The sequence below is a fragment of the Lacticaseibacillus porcinae genome (assembly GCF_003946305.1).
Lineage (GTDB): Bacteria > Bacillota > Bacilli > Lactobacillales > Lactobacillaceae > Lacticaseibacillus > Lacticaseibacillus porcinae.
Map to the genome: position 1 here is coordinate 19,956 of NZ_RHNS01000014.1, position 22,026 is coordinate 41,981.

At 46.2% G+C, this 22,026-nt stretch carries 23 protein-coding genes; 13 read left to right on the forward strand and 10 right to left on the reverse strand.

All coding sequences use genetic code 11. The features are described from left to right. Genes EKM92_RS10370 through EKM92_RS10380 form a run of 3 tightly spaced genes read right to left on the reverse strand, consistent with a single transcriptional unit; the run spans position 1 to position 1,839 of the window. Positions 1-870, reverse strand: a complete 870-nt coding sequence (locus tag EKM92_RS10370; RefSeq protein WP_125710514.1) for a PTS mannose/fructose/sorbose/N-acetylgalactosamine transporter subunit IIC — start codon at positions 868-870, stop codon at positions 1-3. A gap of 25 nt (positions 871-895) precedes the next feature. Beyond that, the gene (locus EKM92_RS10375) at positions 896-1,393 is read right to left on the reverse strand and encodes a PTS sugar transporter subunit IIB (protein WP_125710515.1); all 498 of its coding nucleotides are present in this window, start codon (positions 1,391-1,393) and stop codon (positions 896-898) included. A gap of 14 nt (positions 1,394-1,407) precedes the next feature. Beyond that, positions 1,408-1,839, reverse strand: coding sequence for a PTS sugar transporter subunit IIA (locus EKM92_RS10380; protein WP_125710517.1), 432 nt, complete (start codon positions 1,837-1,839; stop codon positions 1,408-1,410). A gap of 259 nt (positions 1,840-2,098) precedes the next feature. Here EKM92_RS10380 and EKM92_RS10385 point away from each other — a divergent pair, with 259 nt between their 5' ends. Continuing rightward, positions 2,099-4,840: a sigma 54-interacting transcriptional regulator gene (locus EKM92_RS10385; protein WP_125710519.1), complete on the forward strand. Its 2,742-nt coding sequence runs from the start codon at positions 2,099-2,101 to the stop codon at positions 4,838-4,840. Between the two features lie 40 nt (positions 4,841-4,880). Here the strand turns inward: EKM92_RS10385 and hxlB are convergent, their stop codons facing one another. Then, positions 4,881-5,447: a 6-phospho-3-hexuloisomerase gene (gene hxlB, locus EKM92_RS10390; RefSeq protein WP_125710521.1), complete on the reverse strand. Its 567-nt coding sequence runs from the start codon at positions 5,445-5,447 to the stop codon at positions 4,881-4,883. A 15-nt stretch (positions 5,448-5,462) separates the two neighbouring features. Then, the gene (gene hxlA / locus EKM92_RS10395; protein WP_125710523.1) at positions 5,463-6,098 is read right to left on the reverse strand and encodes a 3-hexulose-6-phosphate synthase; all 636 of its coding nucleotides are present in this window, start codon (positions 6,096-6,098) and stop codon (positions 5,463-5,465) included. Positions 6,099-6,238: 140 nt separating this feature from the next. On the opposite strand from hxlA, the gene EKM92_RS10400 reads away from it, so the two are divergent. Then, on the forward strand, positions 6,239-7,012 hold the full coding sequence (locus EKM92_RS10400) for a DeoR/GlpR family DNA-binding transcription regulator (RefSeq protein ID WP_125710525.1): 774 nt from the start codon (positions 6,239-6,241) through the stop codon (positions 7,010-7,012). 150 nt (positions 7,013-7,162) lie between these two features. Next, positions 7,163-8,446 carry an RNA polymerase factor sigma-54 gene (rpoN, locus tag EKM92_RS10405; RefSeq protein ID WP_164509974.1) on the forward strand — a complete coding sequence of 428 codons (1,284 nt, stop codon included), beginning with the start codon at positions 7,163-7,165 and terminating at the stop codon, positions 8,444-8,446. An 84-nt stretch (positions 8,447-8,530) separates the two neighbouring features. Here the strand turns inward: rpoN and EKM92_RS10410 are convergent, their stop codons facing one another. After that, positions 8,531-9,031 carry an NAD(+) diphosphatase gene (locus EKM92_RS10410; protein ID WP_225420786.1) on the reverse strand — a complete coding sequence of 167 codons (501 nt, stop codon included), beginning with the start codon at positions 9,029-9,031 and terminating at the stop codon, positions 8,531-8,533. Positions 9,032-9,087: 56 nt separating this feature from the next. After that, the gene (locus tag EKM92_RS10415; protein WP_056962452.1) at positions 9,088-9,819 is read right to left on the reverse strand and encodes an MIP/aquaporin family protein; all 732 of its coding nucleotides are present in this window, start codon (positions 9,817-9,819) and stop codon (positions 9,088-9,090) included. A gap of 187 nt (positions 9,820-10,006) precedes the next feature. On the opposite strand from EKM92_RS10415, the gene EKM92_RS10420 reads away from it, so the two are divergent. From EKM92_RS10420 to EKM92_RS10465, 10 genes are all read left to right on the forward strand, one after another. After that, positions 10,007-11,344, forward strand: coding sequence for an MFS transporter (locus EKM92_RS10420; protein WP_125710530.1), 1,338 nt, complete (start codon positions 10,007-10,009; stop codon positions 11,342-11,344). A 65-nt stretch (positions 11,345-11,409) separates the two neighbouring features. Beyond that, the gene (locus EKM92_RS10425; RefSeq protein WP_125710532.1) at positions 11,410-11,733 is read left to right on the forward strand and encodes a hypothetical protein; all 324 of its coding nucleotides are present in this window, start codon (positions 11,410-11,412) and stop codon (positions 11,731-11,733) included. 123 nt (positions 11,734-11,856) lie between these two features. Then, positions 11,857-12,321, forward strand: coding sequence for a PH domain-containing protein (locus tag EKM92_RS10430; protein ID WP_125710534.1), 465 nt, complete (start codon positions 11,857-11,859; stop codon positions 12,319-12,321). Continuing rightward, entirely contained in the window at positions 12,311-13,777 is a 1,467-nt protein-coding gene (locus tag EKM92_RS10435) for a PH domain-containing protein (protein ID WP_164509975.1), read from the forward strand. Before EKM92_RS10430 ends, EKM92_RS10435 begins: the two co-directional genes overlap by 11 nt. Positions 13,778-13,935: 158 nt before the next feature. Next, the gene (locus EKM92_RS10440; RefSeq protein WP_056962446.1) at positions 13,936-14,421 is read left to right on the forward strand and encodes a DUF2798 domain-containing protein; all 486 of its coding nucleotides are present in this window, start codon (positions 13,936-13,938) and stop codon (positions 14,419-14,421) included. A gap of 371 nt (positions 14,422-14,792) precedes the next feature. Next, positions 14,793-16,196 carry a DHA2 family efflux MFS transporter permease subunit gene (locus EKM92_RS10445; RefSeq protein ID WP_125710538.1) on the forward strand — a complete coding sequence of 468 codons (1,404 nt, stop codon included), beginning with the start codon at positions 14,793-14,795 and terminating at the stop codon, positions 16,194-16,196. Between the two features lie 368 nt (positions 16,197-16,564). After that, entirely contained in the window at positions 16,565-17,278 is a 714-nt protein-coding gene (locus EKM92_RS10450; protein ID WP_125710540.1) for an amino acid ABC transporter permease, read from the forward strand. Then, positions 17,275-18,015, forward strand: coding sequence for an amino acid ABC transporter ATP-binding protein (locus tag EKM92_RS10455; RefSeq protein ID WP_125710542.1), 741 nt, complete (start codon positions 17,275-17,277; stop codon positions 18,013-18,015). Before EKM92_RS10450 ends, EKM92_RS10455 begins: the two co-directional genes overlap by 4 nt. A 10-nt stretch (positions 18,016-18,025) precedes the next feature. Continuing rightward, a complete protein-coding gene (locus tag EKM92_RS10460; RefSeq protein ID WP_125710544.1) occupies positions 18,026-18,832 on the forward strand; it encodes a transporter substrate-binding domain-containing protein in 807 nt (268 codons plus the stop codon). Positions 18,833-18,912: 80 nt separating this feature from the next. Then, on the forward strand, positions 18,913-19,428 hold the full coding sequence (locus EKM92_RS10465; RefSeq protein WP_125710546.1) for a GNAT family N-acetyltransferase: 516 nt from the start codon (positions 18,913-18,915) through the stop codon (positions 19,426-19,428). 38 nt (positions 19,429-19,466) lie between these two features. Here the strand turns inward: EKM92_RS10465 and EKM92_RS10470 are convergent, their stop codons facing one another. Genes EKM92_RS10470 through EKM92_RS10480 form a run of 3 tightly spaced genes read right to left on the reverse strand, consistent with a single transcriptional unit; the run spans position 19,467 to position 21,996 of the window. After that, positions 19,467-20,117 (reverse strand): TetR/AcrR family transcriptional regulator, encoded by a 651-nt coding sequence (locus tag EKM92_RS10470; protein ID WP_125710548.1) that lies wholly within the window; start codon positions 20,115-20,117, stop codon positions 19,467-19,469. 3 nt (positions 20,118-20,120) lie between these two features. Next, the gene (locus EKM92_RS10475) at positions 20,121-21,272 is read right to left on the reverse strand and encodes an ABC transporter permease (protein ID WP_125710550.1); all 1,152 of its coding nucleotides are present in this window, start codon (positions 21,270-21,272) and stop codon (positions 20,121-20,123) included. 1 nt (position 21,273) lies between these two features. Next, positions 21,274-21,996 (reverse strand): ABC transporter ATP-binding protein, encoded by a 723-nt coding sequence (locus EKM92_RS10480; protein ID WP_125710552.1) that lies wholly within the window; start codon positions 21,994-21,996, stop codon positions 21,274-21,276. Positions 21,997-22,026: the final 30 nt, after the last annotated feature.

Sequence of the window (22,026 nt, forward strand, 5' to 3'; positions counted from 1 at the left end):
TCAAATATCCTCCTCTTCATCATCGTCTGCTCCTGCACTCGCAGTTGCGGTTTGGGAACCATCAGATGGCCCATGAGTTGAGCCAATGGCCATTTCGATTTCGTAGAAAATCACAGCGAACAGCAAGGAAACAACTGTGACAGAAACCAAGTTCAAGTGCAGAGAAGCAGCCAACGTAAACCCAACGAAGAATGGCACGAAATCAATTGGCTTGGAAACGATTTGACGCAGTAAGATCGCGATCCCGACACATGGTAACATGCCACCAACCGTAAATAGGGTCTTCATGGCGATCCCGTCCATTGGCAAAGCATCACGCAAAGCAGTAACGGCAGTAGAACCGTAGTAAGTCAACAACATGGTTGGGATGAATGAGAATAATGCATGTGAGAGCCAAGGCCAGCCAAAGTTGACCCCGTATAAACGATCCAATTTACCTTGATGAACATCTTTCCAACCGAATGATTGCCAAACCAGGTTCAACGTTGCAACGGCATAGTATAAAACCGTCCCAACAGTCCCGACTAAAGTCCCAACAGATTTTGCTAAGTCAGCAGCAGATGTGCCTAATGGGTTCATCCCTTTAGAGGCAATAGCAACCATTGCCAGTGGGATCCCAATATAAGAAATGGCACGAACATCCGCTGAAACTGTACCGCCTGGCGTAACTAACGCGATGTAAACCAACTGCATCGCGACCCCACAGGCGATCCCGAGCTTTAAGTCACCTAAAACCAAACCACATACCAAACCACCAACTAATGGACGGCCGATCGTGTAATTACCCACGGCTTGACCAGCCATACACGAATTAGAGCACAAGCAGGCAAATAATCCTAAAATCGCAGCTTGTAGCCAACTGATTGTCATAGTATTACCTCCTATTGATTAATCCCTAGTAACCAAACTTGGACTTAAACTTATCCCAACTGCCGATACGTTGATCTGGAAGTAAGGCGAAGTCCACTTTGTAGCCTGCCTTTTGCAGTGCTTCAAACGCATCCCCTTCAGCTTGGGTGAAGGATTGGTTATCCCCGAGCTTCACAGTGTTTTCACGGTCATTACCCGGGCCGACATTTACCGTTTTAATGTCGCTTGGGACAAAGCCCCAATCCACTAAAATCGTCTTCATGTCTAATGGACTCTTGGTGATCAAGAAGTACTTGGTATCAGAGTTGATCACTTTATCTTTGACATCATTGAAATGTTTCATGGTCCAAACAAAGACCTTCTTATCCGGAACCGCGGCTTTATAAGCTTCTTTCAAAATGGGATTCGTTGCCGCTTTATCATTTACGGCAATAATGCCATCACAAGGTAATTCTTTACCCCAACGGGTAGTGATCAAGCCATGGATCATCCGATCATCGATCCGCACAAATGATACTGACATTGTCATTCACTCCTTTAAATTTCGTCATCATCGGCGTCATCAGTTGGTACTTTAAAAACTTTGACGGCATTGCTGGCTTCTGAAAGCACTTTGACTTCCAACTCTGAATTATCACTGCTATCCTTAGCCATCAACGCGGTCAAGGCCATCGGGAAATTCATCCCTCCAAAAATCAAGGTATCGGCGAGTTTGCCTCGCTCCCCTAAGATATTGCTGATCGTTGTCAGTGGACTGCCGCCAATAATGTCGGCTAACACCACAAACTGACTATCATTAGGCAATTGATCGAGGGTTTGTTCGAATCGCTTGCCTAAAGTGCCGGCCGCTTCCCCTGGTAATAAACCAACTGCGATCACACTATCCATATTATCTGCGGCAAACATCGACAACGATTGCTTTAATCCTTGGGAGAATTCCCCGTGACTCACAAGAATCAGATATTTCACTGCCAAGCCTCCTTTCATGATTTGATGTGCTACTAAGATGGTACTTTGACGGAAATACTCATCGCTTAGTAGCCTACACTTGGGTATAAGCAATTTGCATGCCAGTTTTTGTCGAAAAATAAAAAACGCTAGTGAGCCGCGTCACAATAGCGTTTTCTTGGTGTAGACCAATTCATTCACTTGTAGATTCAAGGGAACATGTTATCATTTAGTCGACGGAAATACGACAGTCCCATATTGTGTCGAAAGGATTCCTGAGATGAGAATAGAAGACGTCAAATCTGTGGTTCAAAGTGCCACTACCACTGCATCAACCTTACCTGATTTAAAAAACATCACCACCGAGGCGATTGCCTCAGCCTTAGAGTTAAGTCGCAACACGACCAGCCAATATCTCAACGAGCTATTGAAACAACACAGCGTCATTCAAGTGAAATCACGTCCCACTTATTTTGCCGATCGCGAAGCCTTTAGCAATCAGTTCTTCACGCCGCGATTAGATGTTTACGCCTCATTAGATGAATTAATGGCTGAGCAAGCCAGCAAAGATAATGTGTTTCGTTCCTTTATTGGTAGCGATCAAAGTATGAAAGAAGACATTGATCATATTAAAACTGCGCTTGCCTACCCACCAGCGGGTTTGCCGTTTATTTTATCTGGGAGCACCGGTGTTGGGAAAAGTTATTTAGCAGAATTATCCTACAAGTACTGTGTTCAATCTGGAATTTTAAAACCGAATGCACCGTTTTTGACATTGAATTGTGCCCAGTACTACCATAACCCAGAGCTGCTTTCGAGTAATTTGTTTGGCTATACCAAAGGGGCTTTTACTGGCGCAACCACTGATATGCCAGGGTTGCTGGAATCTGCAGATGGTGGGATCTTGTTTCTCGACGAATGTCATCGTCTCGACCCTGAAAGCCAAGAAAAGCTGTTTGCTTTCATGGATACCGGCACCTTCATGCGCATGGGCGATACCCAAAAACCGCGCAAAGCAACGGTACGCCTAGTCTTTGCCACCACTGAGAATCTGCAAGAAACTTTTTTGCAAACCTTCATGCGGCGGATCCCGATTGCGGTTAAAATTCCTGATTTAAACGATCGCTCAAAGATCGAATTGCGCTGCCATATTTATATGGCCTTTCTCAACGAAGCGCAGCGTTTGAATCGCACTTTATCAGTCAGCCCTTGGATCATCAATCGATTGTACAATCTGCGCTACAAAGCTAACATCGGGGAACTGCGTACCAGTGTCCGGATCATCTGCGCCCATGTTTTCAGTGAAGATCGCCAAGATCAAACATTGACGGTTTCGACAGAAAATATCGGCAATGGCTTATTGACTAATTTGCTCGCAGTCAACGAACAAGAAACCATCGTCCAAGAAGATGTCGTCTTTACGCCGACGAGTCAACTCAGCGATTATTTGCGGACTTGGCATGACGATAATTCGCAAATCAACACTTTGATCCAAAAGTTCATTCAGCTTGATCTCGACCTCGAACGCAATCGCCTCAGTGCCGATTTGGTCCAACAAAAATTAGCCCGCGAAACTGCTGCGTTGATGGATCAAATGGTACATCAAGACCAACGTTACGAAAACGAATCGCTGAAATATATGACCGCCGTGATTCAACGACTATTCGACTATCTGAACTCTAGCTTTTTTGTCAAAATCAAAGGCAACGCAGTGGTTGCCATCGCCAATTTCATGTATCGCAAACACGACTTTGACGTCACTTTGACCCCGGCTAACGAAGAAAAAATCAACCACTTATTGAAGTTCATGCAAGAACATGCCACGGTTGAAAACCAAGTTCTCAAAGCATTCTTAGACCTCGTTCGTACCAAGCTTGATTTTCGCTTAGATGCAATGAACCGCTTATTGCTGCTGGGCTATTTATTCAGTTTGCAATTAAACGCTGAAGAACTCGGCCAACACGCTTTGATCTTAGCCCATGGTTTTTCAACTGCAAGCTCCATTGCAGATGTTGCCAATCAATTGCTCAACCGGAAAATCTTTGATGCTTATGATATGCCGCTGACGGTATCTGTCGATCAAGTCAAAGAATTTTTGATTTCTTATGTCACCAAATATGATTGCAGCAAAGGGTTGGTCGTCTTGGTCGACATGGGTTCATTGATGATCTTGCCTGAAACATTAGGCGAATTACAAACTGGTCCTTTGTTGTTAATGAGTAATGTGTCCACACAAGAAGCGTTGTTTGTCGGCGATATGATTCAAAACGGCGCCAGCTTAGATGAAATTGGTCAACGGACGCAAAAGGAACTGTTGCCACAGTTTAAGTTGACTTATCCGGTGATCGAAAAGAAACCGATGATCATTACCACTTGTCATACTGGTGTGGGTTCAGCCCGTCAAATTCAAGCCTTCTTGGAACAAAGTATCCCTGAATCACTGGATTACAAAGTTGAATCTGTCGACTTCGCCTTTTTACGTGACCATGGTGAAGAAGCGCAAATGTTTAAGCAATATAACGTGATTGCTGTGGTTGGGACCAATGATCCGAAACTCAAGCATGTGCCTTATATTTCATTAGAGACTTTGGTTTCTTCAGAAGGTATGGATGTGCTTAACACGTTGTTCCCTGATGTCAAAGACCCAGATGTCTTATCCACCATCAATGACAAGCTGATTCAAAACTTATCATTGGAGCGCCTATTGTCTGCTGTCACGATTCTTGATGCCCATAAAGTGATCATCACCGTCGGCAAAATGATCGAAAATTTGGAAGATCGTGCGCAAATTCATCTTTCCAACAGCCAACGTTCAACACTTTATGTGCATATCTCTGCATTGATCGAGCGTTTGATCCGCAACGATGAACCTTTGATGTATGTGCCTGAAGATCTCAACTCGCGTTCACGCGGTTTGGCTCAAATCAAACGTTCACTCAGCGATATCGAACAAACTTACTCAGTCGTTGTCCCTGATGGCGAAATTAATTATCTGTATGATATCGTCTTTGGCGATGACTAATCGCTGAATCAACCAATCACCTCACTGGTGGTTGGCTTTTTTATTCGAGATCGGCATGACGTTCGAACATTTGCGCTGAGGTTTCGTTCATTTGTTTCATCAACATCAGCACCAACGCATCATAAGTCAAAAAACTCAGTTGCTCAAAAGAGCTCCCCATCGGCTGAATCGATGTCATGCGTTGGTTATCATGTTGGACTTTAGGCGAGTCGCCAGGTAACACCAAGGTGATATCTGCTAATTGTGCAATCGTTGACTCAGAATCAATGGTGATCAAACCAATTTGTACGGCACTACGTTTTGCTTTTTGGGCTAACGCGACCAAACTCGCAGTTTCACCGGACCCAGAACCGATGATCAACAAGTCGTTGGGATGGGTATGTGGCGTGGTGACATCGCCGATCACATAAACATGTTTACCAAGATGCATCAACCGACTGGCAAAGGCTCTGATTGCAACTCCAGATCGTCCGGCTCCTGCTAAGTAAACCGTCGGTGCGGTCACGATGGCATCAACTAATACTCCAGCATTTGCAACTTTAATCATAGGAATCGAAGCTTGAAGTTCACGTAAAATGGCCATGAGATTTTGTTGTAATTCATTCATCGCGATCCCCTCCGATCATGCCTCTTGATGAACTGCACGACCTAAAGCCAGTGCCGTTGCAACAGGGTCTGTTGCATGTAAAATACCACCGCCAACAATGATGACATCGGCATCAGCCTTTTGATAAGCAGTCACCGTATTCAACTTGATACCACCAGCAACGGAAATTACAGCAAGATCACTTGCTGCTTTTACTGTTTTTAACGCCGTGATCGGGGTTTGACCTAATGCTTGTTGATCGACGCCGACATGAACACTGATATGATCGACACCTAACGCTTCAAGTTGTGGGACTTGGTGCGTTAGATCTGGCATGCAGATGGTATCCACATACAATTTTTTGTGGTAGTCCTTTGCCGCACGCAGGCACTCTTTGATGGTTTGTTGATCAGTGATCCCACACACCGTACAGTCATCCGCCCCTGCCTCAAAGGCGATTTGCGCTTCATAATATCCAGCATCCATGATCTTGGTATCTGCTAATATTTCATGATTCGGAAATCGTTCTTTAAAAATCCGCACCACTTCCATCCCTGATCGTAGGATAAATGGCGTCCCGATTTCAAAAATATCGATCGCATCTTGAACTTGTTGTGCCAGTGTCAGTGCTTCTTGTAACGACAAATCATCCAAAGCTAACTGTAGTTTCATCAGCAACCTCCTGTGAAATTCGTTTCATCACGTTCAAATTAGCACACCATGTGTAATCCAGCAACAATAAATGTGTACACTTGCACATTTATTGAGTTTAATGGCACTTTCTGTTAGAGTCAAAATGATAGGAGTTGATCATGTTGAAAAAAAGTGCCGGAAGTACCCGTCAGCAACAGATCTTAGACTTATTGGCCCAGCAAGGCGCTGTCAAAACCAGCGTACTGGCCACACACTTCGGAGTTTCCCGTGAAACAATTCGGCGTGACTTGATTGATTTGAACGCCCAAGGTCGCATTAAAAAATCCTTCGGGACCATTTTACCGACTAATGATTTTGCAATTCCGCCTGTGGCTAATCGACTAAATGCGCATCAAGTGACCAAAAACGCAATTTGTTCAACTGCCTTCAACCAGTTCAAAGAGCGACGTGTCATCTATATCGATGCAGGCAGTACCGCTTTAACTTATGCCCGCCTTTATCGCACATTATCTGACTACACGATCATCACCAATTCCATTCCTGTGGTTCAAGAACTCGCTACTAGTCAAAATCGAATCATCAGTGTCGGTGGAGTGATCGACGGGATGACGCTAGCCACAACTGGCGATCAAGCAGAACACTTTCTTCAAAAAATTAAAGTCGATGTCGCCATTCTCGGTAGTTCAGGTTTTGCTGGACACGTCGGCCCAACCAGCAACAGTTTAGAAGACGAACAAATCAAAAAAACAGTGATTGCTAATGCTCAAGTCTCTGTTGTATTAGCTGACAGTAGCAAAGCCACCACTGCAGCGCTGATTGCATACACTAATTGGCAAGATATTGATTATCTGATTACCGATAATGGCATTGCGGATGCCGACTTAAATAAGTTGAGCCCCTTAACTGACGTGATTGCTGCGCCAACAAATTAATCTCAAAATCAAGCCAAGCAACCTCAACTTCAATGGGCGCTCGGCTTTTTCATTATCGTGTCTTGATATTCGACACATTTTGGCATCTTTCTTGCTTGTATCTAATTGAAGGAAGTTTTGGTTTAATCATTAAATGAAAGGATGAATGGCATGAGTGAATCTCAAGGTTTCCAACTGAATCAAGCACAAAGTCAAAGCTTAAGTCTTTCACAAGGCATGCGCCAATCAATCCTGATCCTTCAACTCGATGCGATCGATTTAACCACTTATCTTGAAGATATCAGTATGACCAACCCGTTGATCACGGTGCACACCACTTTGGATCGTCGATTGCCGGACAGTCAAGATGCCCAACTCGAATCAGAACATCAATCGCTATTTACTTACTTGTTAGAACAAGTGCAGTTGACGATGCGTGATACGCATTTACGCAAAATCGTGATTTATTTGATTCAACAACTCGATCCACGCGGCTACCTCAGCTTATCCAACGAGGACATTGCAACTGAATTGAATTTATCAACCACTGAAGCGCTTGATGCCATCACTTTGTTGCAACGCCTTGACCCACCTGGTGTGGGCGCCAGAGACCTACAAGAATGTCTTTATTTGCAAGCAGAACAAGATCCAGATCAAATTCCTGAAGGGATCTTAGCGCTACTACAAGATTGCTTTGAAGATCTCGTCAAACACCGCTGGCATGATATCGAAGTTAAGTTAAAGCTTTCACGCAAACAAATCGACGCTTGTGTGGCGTATATTCAAACCTTAACGGCTAATCCCGGTATCGCATACGGGCGACCACAAGTCGAATACATTGTTCCAGAATTAAAGTTATCTATGCAGAACAACGAGGCTTCTTTATCTTTGAATCGTCACAGTCAGCCTGAATTGATTTTTGCCCAAGCGACCTACGATCAGCTCAATGCCACTGATGATGCTGAGGTTCGCCGCTATCTCCGCGAGAAAAAAGATCAATATCAATCGCTTGAATATGCTATGCAACGCCGTCAAGAAACATTGGTCATGATCGGCCGCGAAATTATTCGTGCTCAATTCGATTATTTCAAAGATCCAAGTTTGCCTTTGGCCCCACTTTTATTGCGTGACATTGCCCAACGACTTCAGTTATCAGAATCCACGGTTTCACGTACTATCAACAACAAGTATCTGCAAACTGAATCTGGCGTCTACCCTTTGAAAATGTTCTTTTCTCGCTACAGTCCTGCCGCTGGCGGTGAATCACGTTCAACGGCACAACTTATCGCCACGCTTAAGCAAATCGTCGCAAAAGAAGATCCTACAAAACCTTTTAGTGATTCAGCATTGGCCAAGTTACTTTCTGATCAAGGCTTTGTAGTCGCACGGCGCACCGTTGCCAAGTATCGACAAGTTGCTGGGATCGCCTCTGCTAGAGATCGGAAAATCCGTTAATAGCTAGCCAAATAAAAATAACACACTGATCAGAACTCGTGATCAGTGTGTTATTTTTATTCATCGGCATGTTCTTGTTCAACGTTATTGAATTTGTTCTGAATACTGCGCCAGCACTTTCAGCGCCGCATTCTCCGGACTCGCTGGCCACATTTTCTCCGGTGCATCTGCGACTGCCACCCATTCAGCACTAGCTAATTCATCAGACAGCGTCAATTGCTCATCATTAACTGCTACGATGAACCCATGCATCATCATTTGGTGTTTGGGCAACCAATACGTTCCGGAATAGGCAATGCTTTCCCCCGAGAGTCCGAGTTCTTCTTTCACTTCACGCAAAGCTGCTGTTTCAGCATTTTCACCCGGTTTAATATATCCCGAGATCAACGATTCATATTGTGTCGACAAATACGGCATTTTTGCTAAAACCACTTGATGATCGGCATTCGCCACTAACACGATCACGCAGTCAGCAAACATCGGAAACCAAAATTTTTCACAATGCAGACAATAAGGCACGTCGCCGTCATCGCCTGCTGGTTTGAGTAAAAGCTTCGTCCCACAAGTCGGGCAATACTGAAACATCACGGCACTTCCTTTTTTTAAATAAAAAACTGCCTATCGCTAGGCAGTCAGTGATTTTACATGAAGACGTTCTTGTATAACGCGATGGCACAGATCCCGGCGAGGATCGGCGCAACCACTGGCACCCAAGCATAACCCCAATCGGAGCTACCTTTGTGCTTCAATGGCAACAATGCGTGCAAGATCCGAGGGCCTAAGTCACGCGCTGGGTTCAACGCAGGTCCTGTTGGGCCACCGAAAGATGCGACCAACGTCCCAACTAAGAAACCTAATGCCATGTGGGCAGTCCCTAAGTTATTCGCGAAGAACGGCGCTTTGGTGATCCCTAACGCCCCAAAGAATAAAATAAATGAACCGATGAATTCGTTGATAAACCCATTCAATTGACTCTTAGTGGCATTGATGGTGCTGAACGTCCCTAAGATATGTTGTGGGTTGGTAGTCAAATCGTAATGAGGTTCATAAGCGGCATAAACCATCAATTGACCAAACATTGCCCCAGCCATTTGCACCAGGATATAAGGTAAGACTTCTTTCCATGGGAACAACCCAGATACTGCTAAGCCGATCGTGAAGGCTGGGTTGATATGGTTACCAGAGATCCCCCCGATGATCATCGCAGGGATCATGACCCCTGCGCCATACCCGCAAGCGATCAACATCCAGTCAGAGCCGTTACCTTTAGTCCCTTTTAAGTCTACGTTGGCAACTGAGCCGTTACCAAGCGCAACCATAATTGCTGTGCCAATGAATTCAGCGGCCAGGCGCACGCCAAGATCATACGTCATTATTCTTTGTTTTCCTCCGGTTTAGTTTTCTGAAATAAGCATATGATGACATACTATCAATTTATGGAAGCATAGTAAATAACTTATGAACGGCTGGAAAAATTTTATTTGAAAATTTTCAAAAGGCACCGCTTACACCAACCCAAAATCCGAACATTACGGCTATACTGGAACTGGAGGTAGCCAAATGTTATCTGAAAAATCAAGACGTGCCTTTGTCGCAACGTTGTTGACAGGAACCTTTTCCATGTCGATTTCCCAATCAGCGTTAAGCACCGCATACCCTGCTTTCATGCAGGCGTTTCATTTAGGGGCTAGCACAGTCGCATGGTTGACCACTGGTTTCATGTTAGTGATGAGTTTGATGATCCCAGTATCCCCTTGGCTGTTGAACAATGTCGGTTTTAAACATTTGTTTCAAGCCGTGGTCGCCACCTTTGCGATCGGCACTGCTTTATGTATTTGGGCGCCGAGCTTTGCGGTGTTGATGATCGGCAGATTGTTAGAAGCTTTAGCCGTCGGGATCATTTTTCCCAGTTTTCAAACCGTCTTGTTAACGATCACCCCACCAGCTAAGCGCGGCGCGGTGATGGGGATCGCTGGCCTCGTCATGGGTTCAGCGTTAGCCGTTGGGCCGATCATCTCTGGGGTGTTATTGACTTGGTTTTCTTGGCGGGCATTATTTGGGTTATTTTTGATCGTCAGTTTATTGGTGTTACTTGCCTCAACGCGCACGATCCAAGATGTGATGCCCCAAAACTTCAGTCGCTTAGATTGGTTAAGCGTGGTGCTGGCGGCAAGCTTCCCAGCATTACTTTATGTGGTATCTCAAGCTAGCAACCAAGGCTTCAATGCCACGTTATTGATTATTTTGATCATTGCAGGACTTTCGGCAGTTTGGTTTGTCACGCGATTATGGCATCAACCCAAGCCTTTACTGCAATTGCGTGTGTTACAAACGCCGCAGTTTCGCTTGGCTTGTTTATTAACTGGGATCTCATATATTGCCTTGATCGTCACCACTGTGGTCATGCCGTTGTATTTTCAAACAGTCCTTAAAGTCACGCCTTTGATCTCTGGTTTGTCGTTAGTCCCTGCTGCAGTTTGCTTAGCGCTGCTCAATCCGCGGACTGGCCGCTTGCTTGATGCCGTGGGTCCTAAGCGCGTGGTGTTGATCGGCATGAGCTTGATCACTGGCGGCTTTCTTCTATTAACATTACTGGCAGGACATTTGCCATTGATCGTCGCGATTCTGCTCGCTTGTGTCACTGAATCTGGCAACGCGTTTGTGATGATGCCAGCAGTGACCACTGGTGCCAACGCCTTACCGAAAAAATGGCTCGCTGACGGCACCGCAGTCACTACCACTGCGCGGCAATTGCTCGGAGCTTTAGGTGTTGCGTTAGCGACTGCGATTTTAACGCAAGTCGGTGGGATCGCAGGATTTCGCGCAACGTTTCTCACTTTTGCGGTGATCGGTATCATCGGCTTGGGCCTGGGTTTACGGTTGCGACAGAACCAGTAAAATTTTACAACGCGATCAACGCATTGTGCTAAAATTGAGGCAACAAAACCACAAGGAGAATCGCTATGAATGTCTTCAACGCCTTGAAACTGATCCAATTCGACCACCAGCCGCTGAATCATCAACAAGTTGTGATCACCGATGCCAGCGGGAAGCCTGACGCCCAGTTGTCTGAATTGCTGGCGGATTGCCTCAGCAAAGTGGACATTTTCATCGATTTTAACACGACTAACTCAGTCGCTGACGTGATCGACGACTTACATTTATTGACGCCGCTGCCTTATGACGTCTTAGAAGAATATCAAAAAGTCCTTGAACAACGCATCGTCAGCGTCAACTTCGCGAGTCACAAAGAACTGGTTGAGTTAGTATACGAACCTCTCGTTTAAGCATTTGCAATCGACAGTCTTCAATTATGAAGCCTGTCGATTTTTTATATTCTGATTTATTTGTTTACAATTGCACATGCCCTTAACAGTTGGTACACTGAAAGCAAATTGGAGGGGTACAACATGCAAACACAACTTCCGGCTCAAATCAAAACCGTTTGGCGCCTGCGTGCTTTGATCGATGGGCTATTATGGGTGATTTTAGCTGTCGGATTCTTCGTCGCACACATACTGTGGTCTTGGCCTTGGTGGTTGATCGCCATTGCCTTAGGGCTTGGTGTCCTACACGTCGGCAGCCACTTGATTTTGATCCCTTATCGCTATGCCTTTTGGCGTTATCAAATTTCTTCAGACGATGTCGTCTTGCAAAGTGGCTTCATTTTCCGTAAAACTGAAGCCATCCCCATCGCTCGCATTCAAAATGTGACGCTAGAACAAGGCCCACTATTGCGCGGTCAACACCTCCAAAGCGTCAAAGTGCAAACGGCTGCCACGACCCATGAAATTGCCGGGGTCGAAGAAGCTGTCGCTGACGCTTTGCGGGAACAGATCATGCAACTGGCCAAGGAGGCACGCGATGACGCCTAAACGCCTGCCGTTGCTGGCGCTGCCGGTGATGATCGGCCAAGAATTTAAATCTTGGTGGTATTTGCTGATCGTCGCAGGCTCCAGCATTTTCAAACAAGGGTTTAATTGGTGGGCAGTGCTTGGGATCGCCGCCGCCTTGTTATTTATTATCGGGTTGGCTGCAGTGCGCTATTGGCGTTTTTCTTATTTAATCGACGATCAAGCAGTCACCATTAATTCCGGCTTATTCGTCAAAAAAGTGCGCCACATCCCTTATCCCAACATTCAAACCCTCAGCCATCAACAGTGGTTTTTCTTACAGCCATTCGGTTTGGAAACCTTAAATATTGAAACCTCGAGTAAAGACGGCAAAGAAGGCGCTGGGACGCTGTTTGCCGTATCCACTTCAGTCGGGCAAGAAATCGAAGCTCATCGCCATCATCAACCAGTGCTGACAACAGAAGCTTCAGAAACTGAGCCTCAAGAACCGACGACGCCGACTTTTGATGCGAAATATCAAATCTCTGCACGGGACCTTAATTTATACGCCGCGACAAGTATGGGATTTTTAGCGATTTTAGCGGCATTAGGGTGGTTGTGGAACAAGCTTGATGACGTGATCCCGAAGACTTGGCAAGAGAATGCCTTTGATCAACTCGCCCATCTCGCAGTGTTCGTTTTAGTTTTCTTCATCATTTTATTTTTAGCAGTTGCGGTGTTGATCTCTTATTTAAACTTGTTGCAACGCTACTATCACTTCACCTTGACCAAACAAGCCCATACGTTGACGGCGACTCGCGGCTTTTTCAAGCGATTGGAAGTGTCGGTGCGGATCAGTCGCATTCAAGCGGTGCGCATGCGGCAAAGCTTACTGCGGCATTGGCTGCACCTCACTACGATTCAAGCGTTGCTCGCCAGCAATGCCGCTGATGAAGAAAAAGATAACGACTTGGTGTTGTTGCCAGTGATCAAAGCAGACCTTGCGTTGTCGATGATGCACAATTTCATCGATTGGGTGCCAACGACAACGCCTGAATTCACCCCTGTTTCCAAAGCTAATCATTGGTACTTTGTGCGCAACTGGGCGTTATGGAATCTGGGACTGGTTGCGATCATTGCGTTAGTGGTCGGTCACTTTTGGCGACAATGGTTATTGTGGACGCTCATCGTCGGGGTATTATGGGTGTTGATCCAAAGTTTTCAAGGGTTATCTGCGGCAAGATTCACCGGGGTGGCGATCATCGACGCTCACACGTTATTGATCCGCAACGGTAGTCTGTGGCATCAAACGCAATATGTCGTTCGCCGCCAAAACATTCAAGCGATGTCTTTGAAGCAAAGTATTTGGATGACACGCAAACACGTCGCCCATCTCGTCTTAAGCATTCGCCGTGGTGATGGCAATGAACCGGTCGAAGCCCGCTATCTCGAAGCTGAATCCGTTGAAAAAATCATGACTTGGTATCGCCGACACTAATTTCTCAAATTTTCTGAAAATAATCCTTACGCGCCGTGAAAATTTCTGGTAACGTTAATTCTTGTTGTGGGTGACATTTTTGTCGCTTGGTTCCGTATAGGTGGTTCGCCACTGACTCTACCTCCCAAAATTCTATGCCCACTGATAAGGAGTTACACGTGCCTAAGAATTTTAAAGAAGAAATCTTTTTCAGCTTGATCATGGCTGGTTTAATGGTGTTTGTCATGGCAGGCTACAACGTTGCGATGGCTGATGGCTTTTCTAGTGGTTACATCTTAGAAGTCCTCAAAGGTTACCCATTAGCATTAATCGTCGCTTTGATCTTAGATCTCGGCGTCGTTGGCCCAACTGCCAAGAAGATCTTCTTCAATCATATTTTCAAACCTGAAATGGAAAAAAAGCCGATCATCATCGGCATCTCAATTTCGATTTTAATGGTTGCCGGGATGGTGACGTTGATGTCAGCCTTCGGGATGATCGTCACTCAAAACTTTGCTGGTAACATCGTCTTAACTTACTTGCACACTTGGATCTTCAACTTGTTTATGGCGCTGCCATTGCAATTGTTGATCGTCGGCCCGATTGCACGCAAAGCCTTAAGTGCTTTCCAAAATCGCGGTGCCGAAGCTGTCGAAGCTGAATAATCATGAAACGACCAAGGCTGAATTCAGTCTTGGTTTTTTTATCTAATTAATATCCGCATACTGCGTTCCGCAGGTGGAGATCCGGCGAGTGGGGAGCGTAGCGACACATCTCGACTAGCTCGGATTCGGACCCTCACTATGTCGCGGCGAGCCAGCTGGAGTCCCAATTTCAAATCACTTCCTCGTTGTCAGTCTGTTTTCTTGAAAATTTTCTGGAAAAGTCGCTTACGAAAAACGTTATTTTCTGCTAAGATGACCGACGTAATTAAAATCGATCGCAACGTTTGGCGACTATCCAAGCGCCGCAACACCTTTTAGCCGTTAACGGCTATTTTTTTGCACTGGTGCAGACGATCAAAGGAGTGAAAGTCATGGAATTATCTCAAGCAATGCCGAAAGCACGAGTTGAAATCGCGCATCCAGCATTGGCGATGGTCGGCTTAATGATCGGATCGTTCGTCGGTATGTTTTCAGAAACAGCGTTAAATATTGCGTTGCCTTCATTAATGACGGCGTTAAACGTCAGCCAAGGTACCATTCAATGGTTGGTCACCGGTTATATGTTAGTGATCGGGATCTGCATGCCATTATCCAGTTTATTAACGAAATGGTTCACCACCAAAAAAATCGTCTTATTTGCTTTAGGCGCCTTTATCGTCGGAGCCGTCATTTCAGCATTAGGCACCGCCTTTCCAGTGGTGTTATTAGGTCGAATGATTCAAGGCATCGGGACTGGCTTAGTGTTACCGTTGATGTTTAGTGTCGCGTTGCAGATCTTTCCACCGCATAAACTTGGTGCGGTGATGGGTATGGCAGCGTTAGTGATTATGTTTGCGCCTGCGATCGGTCCTACCATCACAGGCTTACTCCTCGCAAAATTCTCTTGGCACTTTATTTTCTGGTTATTTGTCCCATTTTTGGTGATCGCATTTACCTTTACCGCTGGTAATTTGGACAACGTTTATCAACAAACCCATACCCCAGTGGATTGGATCTCGATCCTTGAATCCACTGTCGGGTTCGCAGGGATCGTCATCGGCGCCACCTTTGCTTCTGACAAAGGTTGGTTATCGCTACCAGTGCTCGCCGCCTTGATCATCGGGGTCGTATCACTTTATTTATATGCCCATCGACAATTACACTTAGCCAAGCCAATGTTGAACCTCCATGTGTTCAACACCCGCCGCTTCACTGTTGGGACTTTACTGGTGATGCTCGACTTCGGGGTGATCTTAGCTTCTATGTACTTGTTGCCAATGTTTTTGCAACGGGTGATGCACTTACCGGTTGCGATGACTGGCATCGCGATGTTACCTGGTGGCATCGTCAATGCATTAGTCTCTGCTGCTGCAGGGCGTGCTTATGATAACCACGGCGCCAAGTGGTTATCGCGTAGCGGTTTTGTGATCGCGATCATCGGCGTTGCCATTTTGTTATCTGCGAACGCTCATTCCAGTTTAGCTTGGGTGATCTTCGGTCATGTGGTGTTAATGATCGGGGCGCCACTGGCAATGTCACCTGCTCAAACTTACGGGTTGAACAGCTTGTCTGGGGCGTTAAGTGCTGACGGCAGTGCGATTTTGAACACCTTACAACAAATCGTCGGCGCCGTTGCCACTGCGATCGCTACGAGTTTGATCGCCTTTGGGAGTAGTCAACAAGCCGGCGTCGGTGGCTTAACCGTTGGCACTCACGCAGGATTTATCTTTGTGTTGATCCTCGCGATCGTCGCTTTACTCGTGTCCACACAAGTTGAAAGTATTAATAAAAAATGAGAATTTGTTGACTTATTAATGATGTAACGCTAATATTGGGTAACAATATTAGACATCGTGAAGATGAGTAATGCGAGTCGGCGGTACAGAAAGACCTTGGTCGTTGAAAAAGGTCACGCCAAACGCATGAAGATGGTCTTCAATCGTCATTGTCGGTGAGGTTGCAAGCCGACAACGGGGACTTCCCGTTATCAAGGATAAGCAAATTTTTGCTTCATGAGGTCATTGATGTGAATCAATGATAAAACAAGGTGGTAACGCGAAGAAATCCGTCCTTGACCAATTCGTTTGGTCTCGGGCGGTTTTTTTTACTGTCTAAACAAGGTACAATTAAACAAAAGATAAGTGTTTTTAGGAGGAAGTCGACTATGTGGAAAATCATCACCGAAGCCTTACCACAGCTGATCGTCGCTGGATTGAAATACACCATCCCGATCGCGGTGATCTCGTTTATCATCGGCTTGGCGCTGGCGTTAGTGGTGGCATTGACGCGCATCAGCACTAAGCGCGGTGCGTTTAGCATTTTACGGTGGATCGCAGGCTTTTATGTGTGGCTGTTTCGTAGCACCCCACTGTTAGTGCAATTATTCATCGTCTACTTCGGCTTGCCTTACTTGATCATTCCAGGGCTAGCGCCGACAGGGATCAAACTCGATCCTTACACTGCTGGGATCATCACCTTCTCACTGAACACTGGTGCTTATTGCGCGGAAACTGTGCGCGCGGCGTTGTTATCAGTGCCTGAAGGCCAATGGGAAGCGGCTTATGCCATTGGGATGAACCGTTCGTTAGTGTTGCGGCGGATCATTATCCCCCAAGCGTTGCGGACGGCGTTGCCACCATTGTCTAACTCGTTTATCGGGTTGGTGAAAGATACCAGCTTGGCGGCATCAATCACGATCGTGGAAATGTTTGAAGTCAGTCAACAAATTGCCGCTGCCAACTACCAACCACTGTTGATGTATAGCCTGGTCGCTTTGATCTACGCAGTATTTTGTACCGTATTATCATGGCTGCAGAAATGGCTAGAAGCAAAATCGAGTGCATACCTACAAACCACGCAAGGAGGGGCAAATTCATGATCTCAGTTGACAATCTCACCAAAAGCTTCGGCAATAACGTCGTGTTAGATCATATCTCCACCGCCTTTCCTGCAGAAGAAACCACGGTGATCTTAGGGCCTTCAGGTTCTGGGAAATCGACGTTTTTGCGGAGTTTGAACTTATTGGAACGCCCTGAATCTGGGGTGTTGCATTTAGAAGATCTCACCATCGACTACGCGCAACCGATCACATCCAAAACCACGTTAGCCGCACGGCAAGTCACTGAAATGGTGTTTCAAAGCTTTAACTTGTTCCCACATTTGACGGTGTTGAAAAATATCATCGAAGGCCCGGTCCATGTGTTGAAAACGCCGAAAGCTGACGCCGAAAAAGAAGCCCGCGAGTTGTTGCAACAAGTCGGCCTCGCAGATAAAGCTGACAGTTATCCGGCGCAATTGTCTGGTGGACAAGCGCAACGGGTGGCGATCGCGCGAAGTTTGGCGATGCATCCACGGTACATTTTGCTGGATGAGCCGACCTCAGCTTTAGATCCAGAGCTGGAACTAGAAGTGTTGAAAGTCTTGCTCAAGATCCATGACGAGAACCAATCGATGATCATCGTCACCCACAATATGTCATTTGCCAAGCAAGTCGCCAATAAGATCTTGTTTTTGGAACATGGCAAAATGCGTTACGACGGGCCAACGGCAGGCTTTTTCAATTCAGACGACGAACGGATCCAATCATTTTTAGCTTCAATGACTTTTACGCTGTAGGAGGCGTTTTATGAAAAAACTTCAGGGATTACTTTTAGGGGCAGCAGTTTTACTCAGCACGGTAGCTTTGGCTGCTTGCGGCAGTAGCAAAACCACCACCAAATCAAACACTTATCAATCAGAATTGATCACCAAAAAGACGTTAACTGTCGGCACTGAAGGCGAATATAAACCTTACGCTTACCGTGACAACGGCAAAATGACTGGCTTTGAAGTGGAACTGGCCAAAGCCATCGGCAAAAAGCTTGATTTGAAAGTGAAGATCGTCCCAACCAAGTGGGATTCGTTGATCGCCGGCGTTGGCTCTAGCCGCTTTGATCTAGCCATGGATAACATCACCGCCACTGCGGCGCGCAAGAAGCAATATAACTTCTCCAGTACTTATGTGTACTCACCATACACTTTAGTGACCAAGGCCGGCTCTGATGTCACTGCCTCAAACCTCAAAGGCAAGACATTGGCAGAAGGCACCGGGACTGATAACGAAGCCGTGGCTAAGAAGCTCGGCGCCAAAACTGTACCGAACTCTAACTTCACTGCAGTGGTCGGGACAATTTTGAATGGTCGCGTTGATGGGTCGATCAACTCGGTATCGGCATGGACAGATTACAAGAAATCAAACTCGACGAAAGGTTTACAAGCTAAGCAGTTGGATTCCAGCATCGCTGCGCCTGCAGAATCTGCGGCTTTGTTAAGCAAGAAGTCTCCGAAACTCCAAAAAGCGGTAAACAAAGCCCTCGCCCAACTGCGCAAAGATGGGACCTTGAAGAAGCTTTCCGTGAAATATCTCGGTGCTGATGTGACTGAGAAACCATAATCGTTGAAACCGAGTTGCGGCATGCGGCTCGGTTTTTGCGTGTTACAATATAACCATACATTGTAAAGGAGTCTTCTCACATGCGCATTGAACCGATCCAAGCTAAATACATTGACGATAGTATTCAAGTGGTCAAACAAGCTTTTGCCACTGCGGAACACAGCGATGGTGATGAGTTTCAACTGATCTCACGGTTGCGTGATAGCGACGATTATCATTCAGAATACGACGCCATTGCGTTAAATGATGACGATCAAGTGATCGGCCATGCGATGTTGAGCCGTGCCTTTGTCGGTAAAACCCCGATTTTTGTGTTAGCCCCGTTAGCCGTGTTACCAAAATATCAAAAACAAGGCGTCGGCAGTGCCTTGATCACTTATTTAGAAGTCACGGCAGGCGAAGATATGCGACGCGCGATCAGTATTTTAGGTGATCCTGCTTATTACGGCCGCTTCGGCTACACACCTGCAAGTGACTACAACATCACCCCACCAGCTGGCATCCCCGCCGAATACTTCATGATCAAGCCGTTGTTTGATGGCGCCTTAAACAAGGTATCAGGCGAGTTAACATATGCGTCTGAATTTAATCTTTAACTCAAAAGGCATCCCCCATTTTTGGAGGATGCCTATTTTTATGGCGTCAACGTCTTTAACAAACTTGCCACTAATTCATCAGTTGCTTGATCGATGTCAAACGGATAAGTCTCGTCAGGCATCATCACTACTGGGAGGGCATAGCCTACCACTGCGCCAGCGATCGTCCGCAATAATCGCAGTGACGACCAATCGACCAGTTCATGCGTCGCTTGAAAATGTTGGATCGCGCCACCAAAGCCGACTGCAAATTGACCAACAATCGCCTTCACGCCTGCTTGCAATAAATCACTGCGAACAAAGGCTTCTTGGGCAAATACCCGGATCATGGCGCGATTGTTGATGGCAAAGGCTAGGCGGTCATGAATCATAAAGCGTAGCAAATCTTCCAAATGTTCAAAGCGTCCAGGATGCACTTCATGAACAAACTCAGAGGCTGCCAGGGGCACGACACTGTGACTTAAAGGTTCCAACAGCGCATCTAACAATTCAGTTTTTGATTTGAAATGCTTATAAACCGTGCCTTCTGACACGCCTGCGCGCTTAGCGATGGCTGCCGTGGAGGTGCGTTCAAAACCTAGTTCAGAAAACAAACTCAAACATGCGGATAACACCGCTTTTTGCTTCGTCGAGATATCGGCAGTTTCCAAGTATGTCGCAAATAAGGTTTCAACTTGATGCACTGCCATGGCTTAAACCTTGCGATAACGGCGCATGCCGCGGATATTCAAAGCCGTTAGCACTGCCAAGAATAACAGCAAAACGCCGATATCTAACCCTAAACTCGTCAACTTGGTCCCATACATAATGATCTGCGTCATCGCATTGCCAGCATATGTTAATGGCAAAATATAAGAAATGTCTTTGACCCAGCTAGCTAAAGAATCAAGTGGGACGATCCCTGAAAAGAACACTTGGGGAATGACGATGATCGGGATAAACTGCATCATTTGAAATTCTGATTGCGCCATCGTCGACATCAAGATCCCAAAGGCTAACGCCACTAACGCTAACAAGAAGTTGATCGTCATCACCGCGGCTAGCGTCCCAGTGATCTCAACGCCCATGAAGCCGACAGTACATAACACGATGATCACCGTTTGGATCAACGCTAAGATCCCGTAACTCATCATGTAACCTAAAACGATTTCGCCACGACGCACTGGTGTTGCCAACAAACGATCCAGGGTGCCAGTGGTGCGTTCTTTCAGTAAGGCCATGCCCGAAATCAAGAAGACAAAGAAGAACACGAAGAAGCCCATTAAGATTGGGACGATTTTATTGAAGAAGCCAGTATCTTTGTTGCCGTAGTTGTACTTATTGGTGATTTTAGTCGTCGCTTGCTGTTTAGCTTTTGGTAAAGTGAGATTGCCTGCGGCTTGTGGGGCGACTTTTTGAATCGTGGTGGCCATTTGAGTGACGGTTTGACTTAATTTCACCGTTGTTTGCTTCAGTTGCTTGACGCCGACTTGTGCCAGCGCCGCTTTAAACCCGGCTTTCACTAACGTCGTCTTGGTCGCATCAGTGTTGGCGTAAGTCACAGTGTAATGATCATCACTAGTTTGATGGACGATGGCGTCGACTTTTTGATCTTTCAGCGCCTTTTTAGCAGCCGCGTTCGTTGATTTCTTTTCAACTGACACATGCTTCACATCATTTAACGCCGTGCGAATGTTGCCATCGACACCGACTGTCGCCACCGTTACACTGGTGGTGGCACTTTGGGTGAAGATCAACTTCATTAAAAACATGATCAACACCGGTGCCACAAACATCATGGCTAACGTGCGTTTGTCGCGGATCAATTCACTGATGACCCGCCGTGCAATATAAATTGACCGCATATTAAGCCACCCCTTCCGCTTTCAAAAAGACTTGTTCAATGGTTTTGACGTTGTATTGCGCTTCGAGCATCCCTGGTGCGCCGTATGCCATCACTTGACCGCCTAACAACAACGCCACGTTATCAACGAGTTCCGCTTCGTCCATCACATGGGTGGTGATCAATACGCCACGGCCGGCATCGCGCAAACCGTGCAGCTCTTTCCAGATCTTCCGCCGCAATGCTGGGTCGATGCCAACAGTTGGTTCGTCTAAAATCAACAATTCAGGATCGCCGAGCAAAGCGATCGCCAGTGACAGCCGACGCTTCATCCCACCAGAATATCCGGAAACCGTCTTTTTCAAATCAGGCGTTAAATCGACAACTGCTGCCACATGGGCAATTTGTTCCGCTAATTGCGTTTTGTCGACCCCTTTCATGCGACCGAAGAAACGTAAATTCTCTTCAGCGCTTAATGCTTCATATAAGGCATCATCTTGCGCCATATAGCCGATGCGACCGAGTAATTGACGGTTCGGCATTTGGGTATCAAGCACTAACGCTTGGCCACCATCTGCAACTTCCATGCCTAACGCAGTTTTAATGACTGTCGATTTCCCGGCACCACTAGGCCCGATCAATCCTAAGATCTCGCCTTTTGCAACTTGTAAGGTCACGTCTTTTAACACGGTTTCTTTCCCGAATTTTTTCTGCAGATGATTTAAATCGATCAATAAGTCTGCCATTTTGATTGCCGCCTCTCTTAGTGAGTTATT

Coding starts and splice junctions, on each gene's coding strand:
- rpoN (WP_164509974.1), top strand. CDS start 7,163: ATGAGTGAATCTCAAGGTTTCCAACTGAATCAAGCACAAAGTCAAAGC.
- hxlB (WP_125710521.1), bottom strand. CDS start 5,447: ATGAATGAATTACAACAAAATCTCATGGCCATTTTACGTGAACTTCAA.
- EKM92_RS10420 (WP_125710530.1), top strand. CDS start 10,007: ATGTTATCTGAAAAATCAAGACGTGCCTTTGTCGCAACGTTGTTGACA.
- EKM92_RS10415 (WP_056962452.1), bottom strand. CDS start 9,819: ATGACGTATGATCTTGGCGTGCGCCTGGCCGCTGAATTCATTGGCACA.
- EKM92_RS10480 (WP_125710552.1), bottom strand. CDS start 21,996: ATGGCAGACTTATTGATCGATTTAAATCATCTGCAGAAAAAATTCGGG.
- EKM92_RS10430 (WP_125710534.1), top strand. CDS start 11,857: ATGCAAACACAACTTCCGGCTCAAATCAAAACCGTTTGGCGCCTGCGT.
- EKM92_RS10465 (WP_125710546.1), top strand. CDS start 18,913: ATGCGCATTGAACCGATCCAAGCTAAATACATTGACGATAGTATTCAA.
- EKM92_RS10400 (WP_125710525.1), top strand. CDS start 6,239: ATGTTGAAAAAAAGTGCCGGAAGTACCCGTCAGCAACAGATCTTAGAC.
- EKM92_RS10470 (WP_125710548.1), bottom strand. CDS start 20,117: ATGGCAGTGCATCAAGTTGAAACCTTATTTGCGACATACTTGGAAACT.
- EKM92_RS10445 (WP_125710538.1), top strand. CDS start 14,793: ATGGAATTATCTCAAGCAATGCCGAAAGCACGAGTTGAAATCGCGCAT.
- EKM92_RS10475 (WP_125710550.1), bottom strand. CDS start 21,272: ATGCGGTCAATTTATATTGCACGGCGGGTCATCAGTGAATTGATCCGC.
- hxlA (WP_125710523.1), bottom strand. CDS start 6,098: ATGAAACTACAGTTAGCTTTGGATGATTTGTCGTTACAAGAAGCACTG.
- EKM92_RS10410 (WP_225420786.1), bottom strand. CDS start 9,031: ATGTTTCAGTATTGCCCGACTTGTGGGACGAAGCTTTTACTCAAACCA.
- EKM92_RS10435 (WP_164509975.1), top strand. CDS start 12,311: ATGACGCCTAAACGCCTGCCGTTGCTGGCGCTGCCGGTGATGATCGGC.
- EKM92_RS10450 (WP_125710540.1), top strand. CDS start 16,565: ATGTGGAAAATCATCACCGAAGCCTTACCACAGCTGATCGTCGCTGGA.
- EKM92_RS10375 (WP_125710515.1), bottom strand. CDS start 1,393: ATGTCAGTATCATTTGTGCGGATCGATGATCGGATGATCCATGGCTTG.
- EKM92_RS10385 (WP_125710519.1), top strand. CDS start 2,099: ATGAGAATAGAAGACGTCAAATCTGTGGTTCAAAGTGCCACTACCACT.
- EKM92_RS10370 (WP_125710514.1), bottom strand. CDS start 870: ATGACAATCAGTTGGCTACAAGCTGCGATTTTAGGATTATTTGCCTGC.
- EKM92_RS10455 (WP_125710542.1), top strand. CDS start 17,275: ATGATCTCAGTTGACAATCTCACCAAAAGCTTCGGCAATAACGTCGTG.
- EKM92_RS10460 (WP_125710544.1), top strand. CDS start 18,026: ATGAAAAAACTTCAGGGATTACTTTTAGGGGCAGCAGTTTTACTCAGC.
- EKM92_RS10425 (WP_125710532.1), top strand. CDS start 11,410: ATGAATGTCTTCAACGCCTTGAAACTGATCCAATTCGACCACCAGCCG.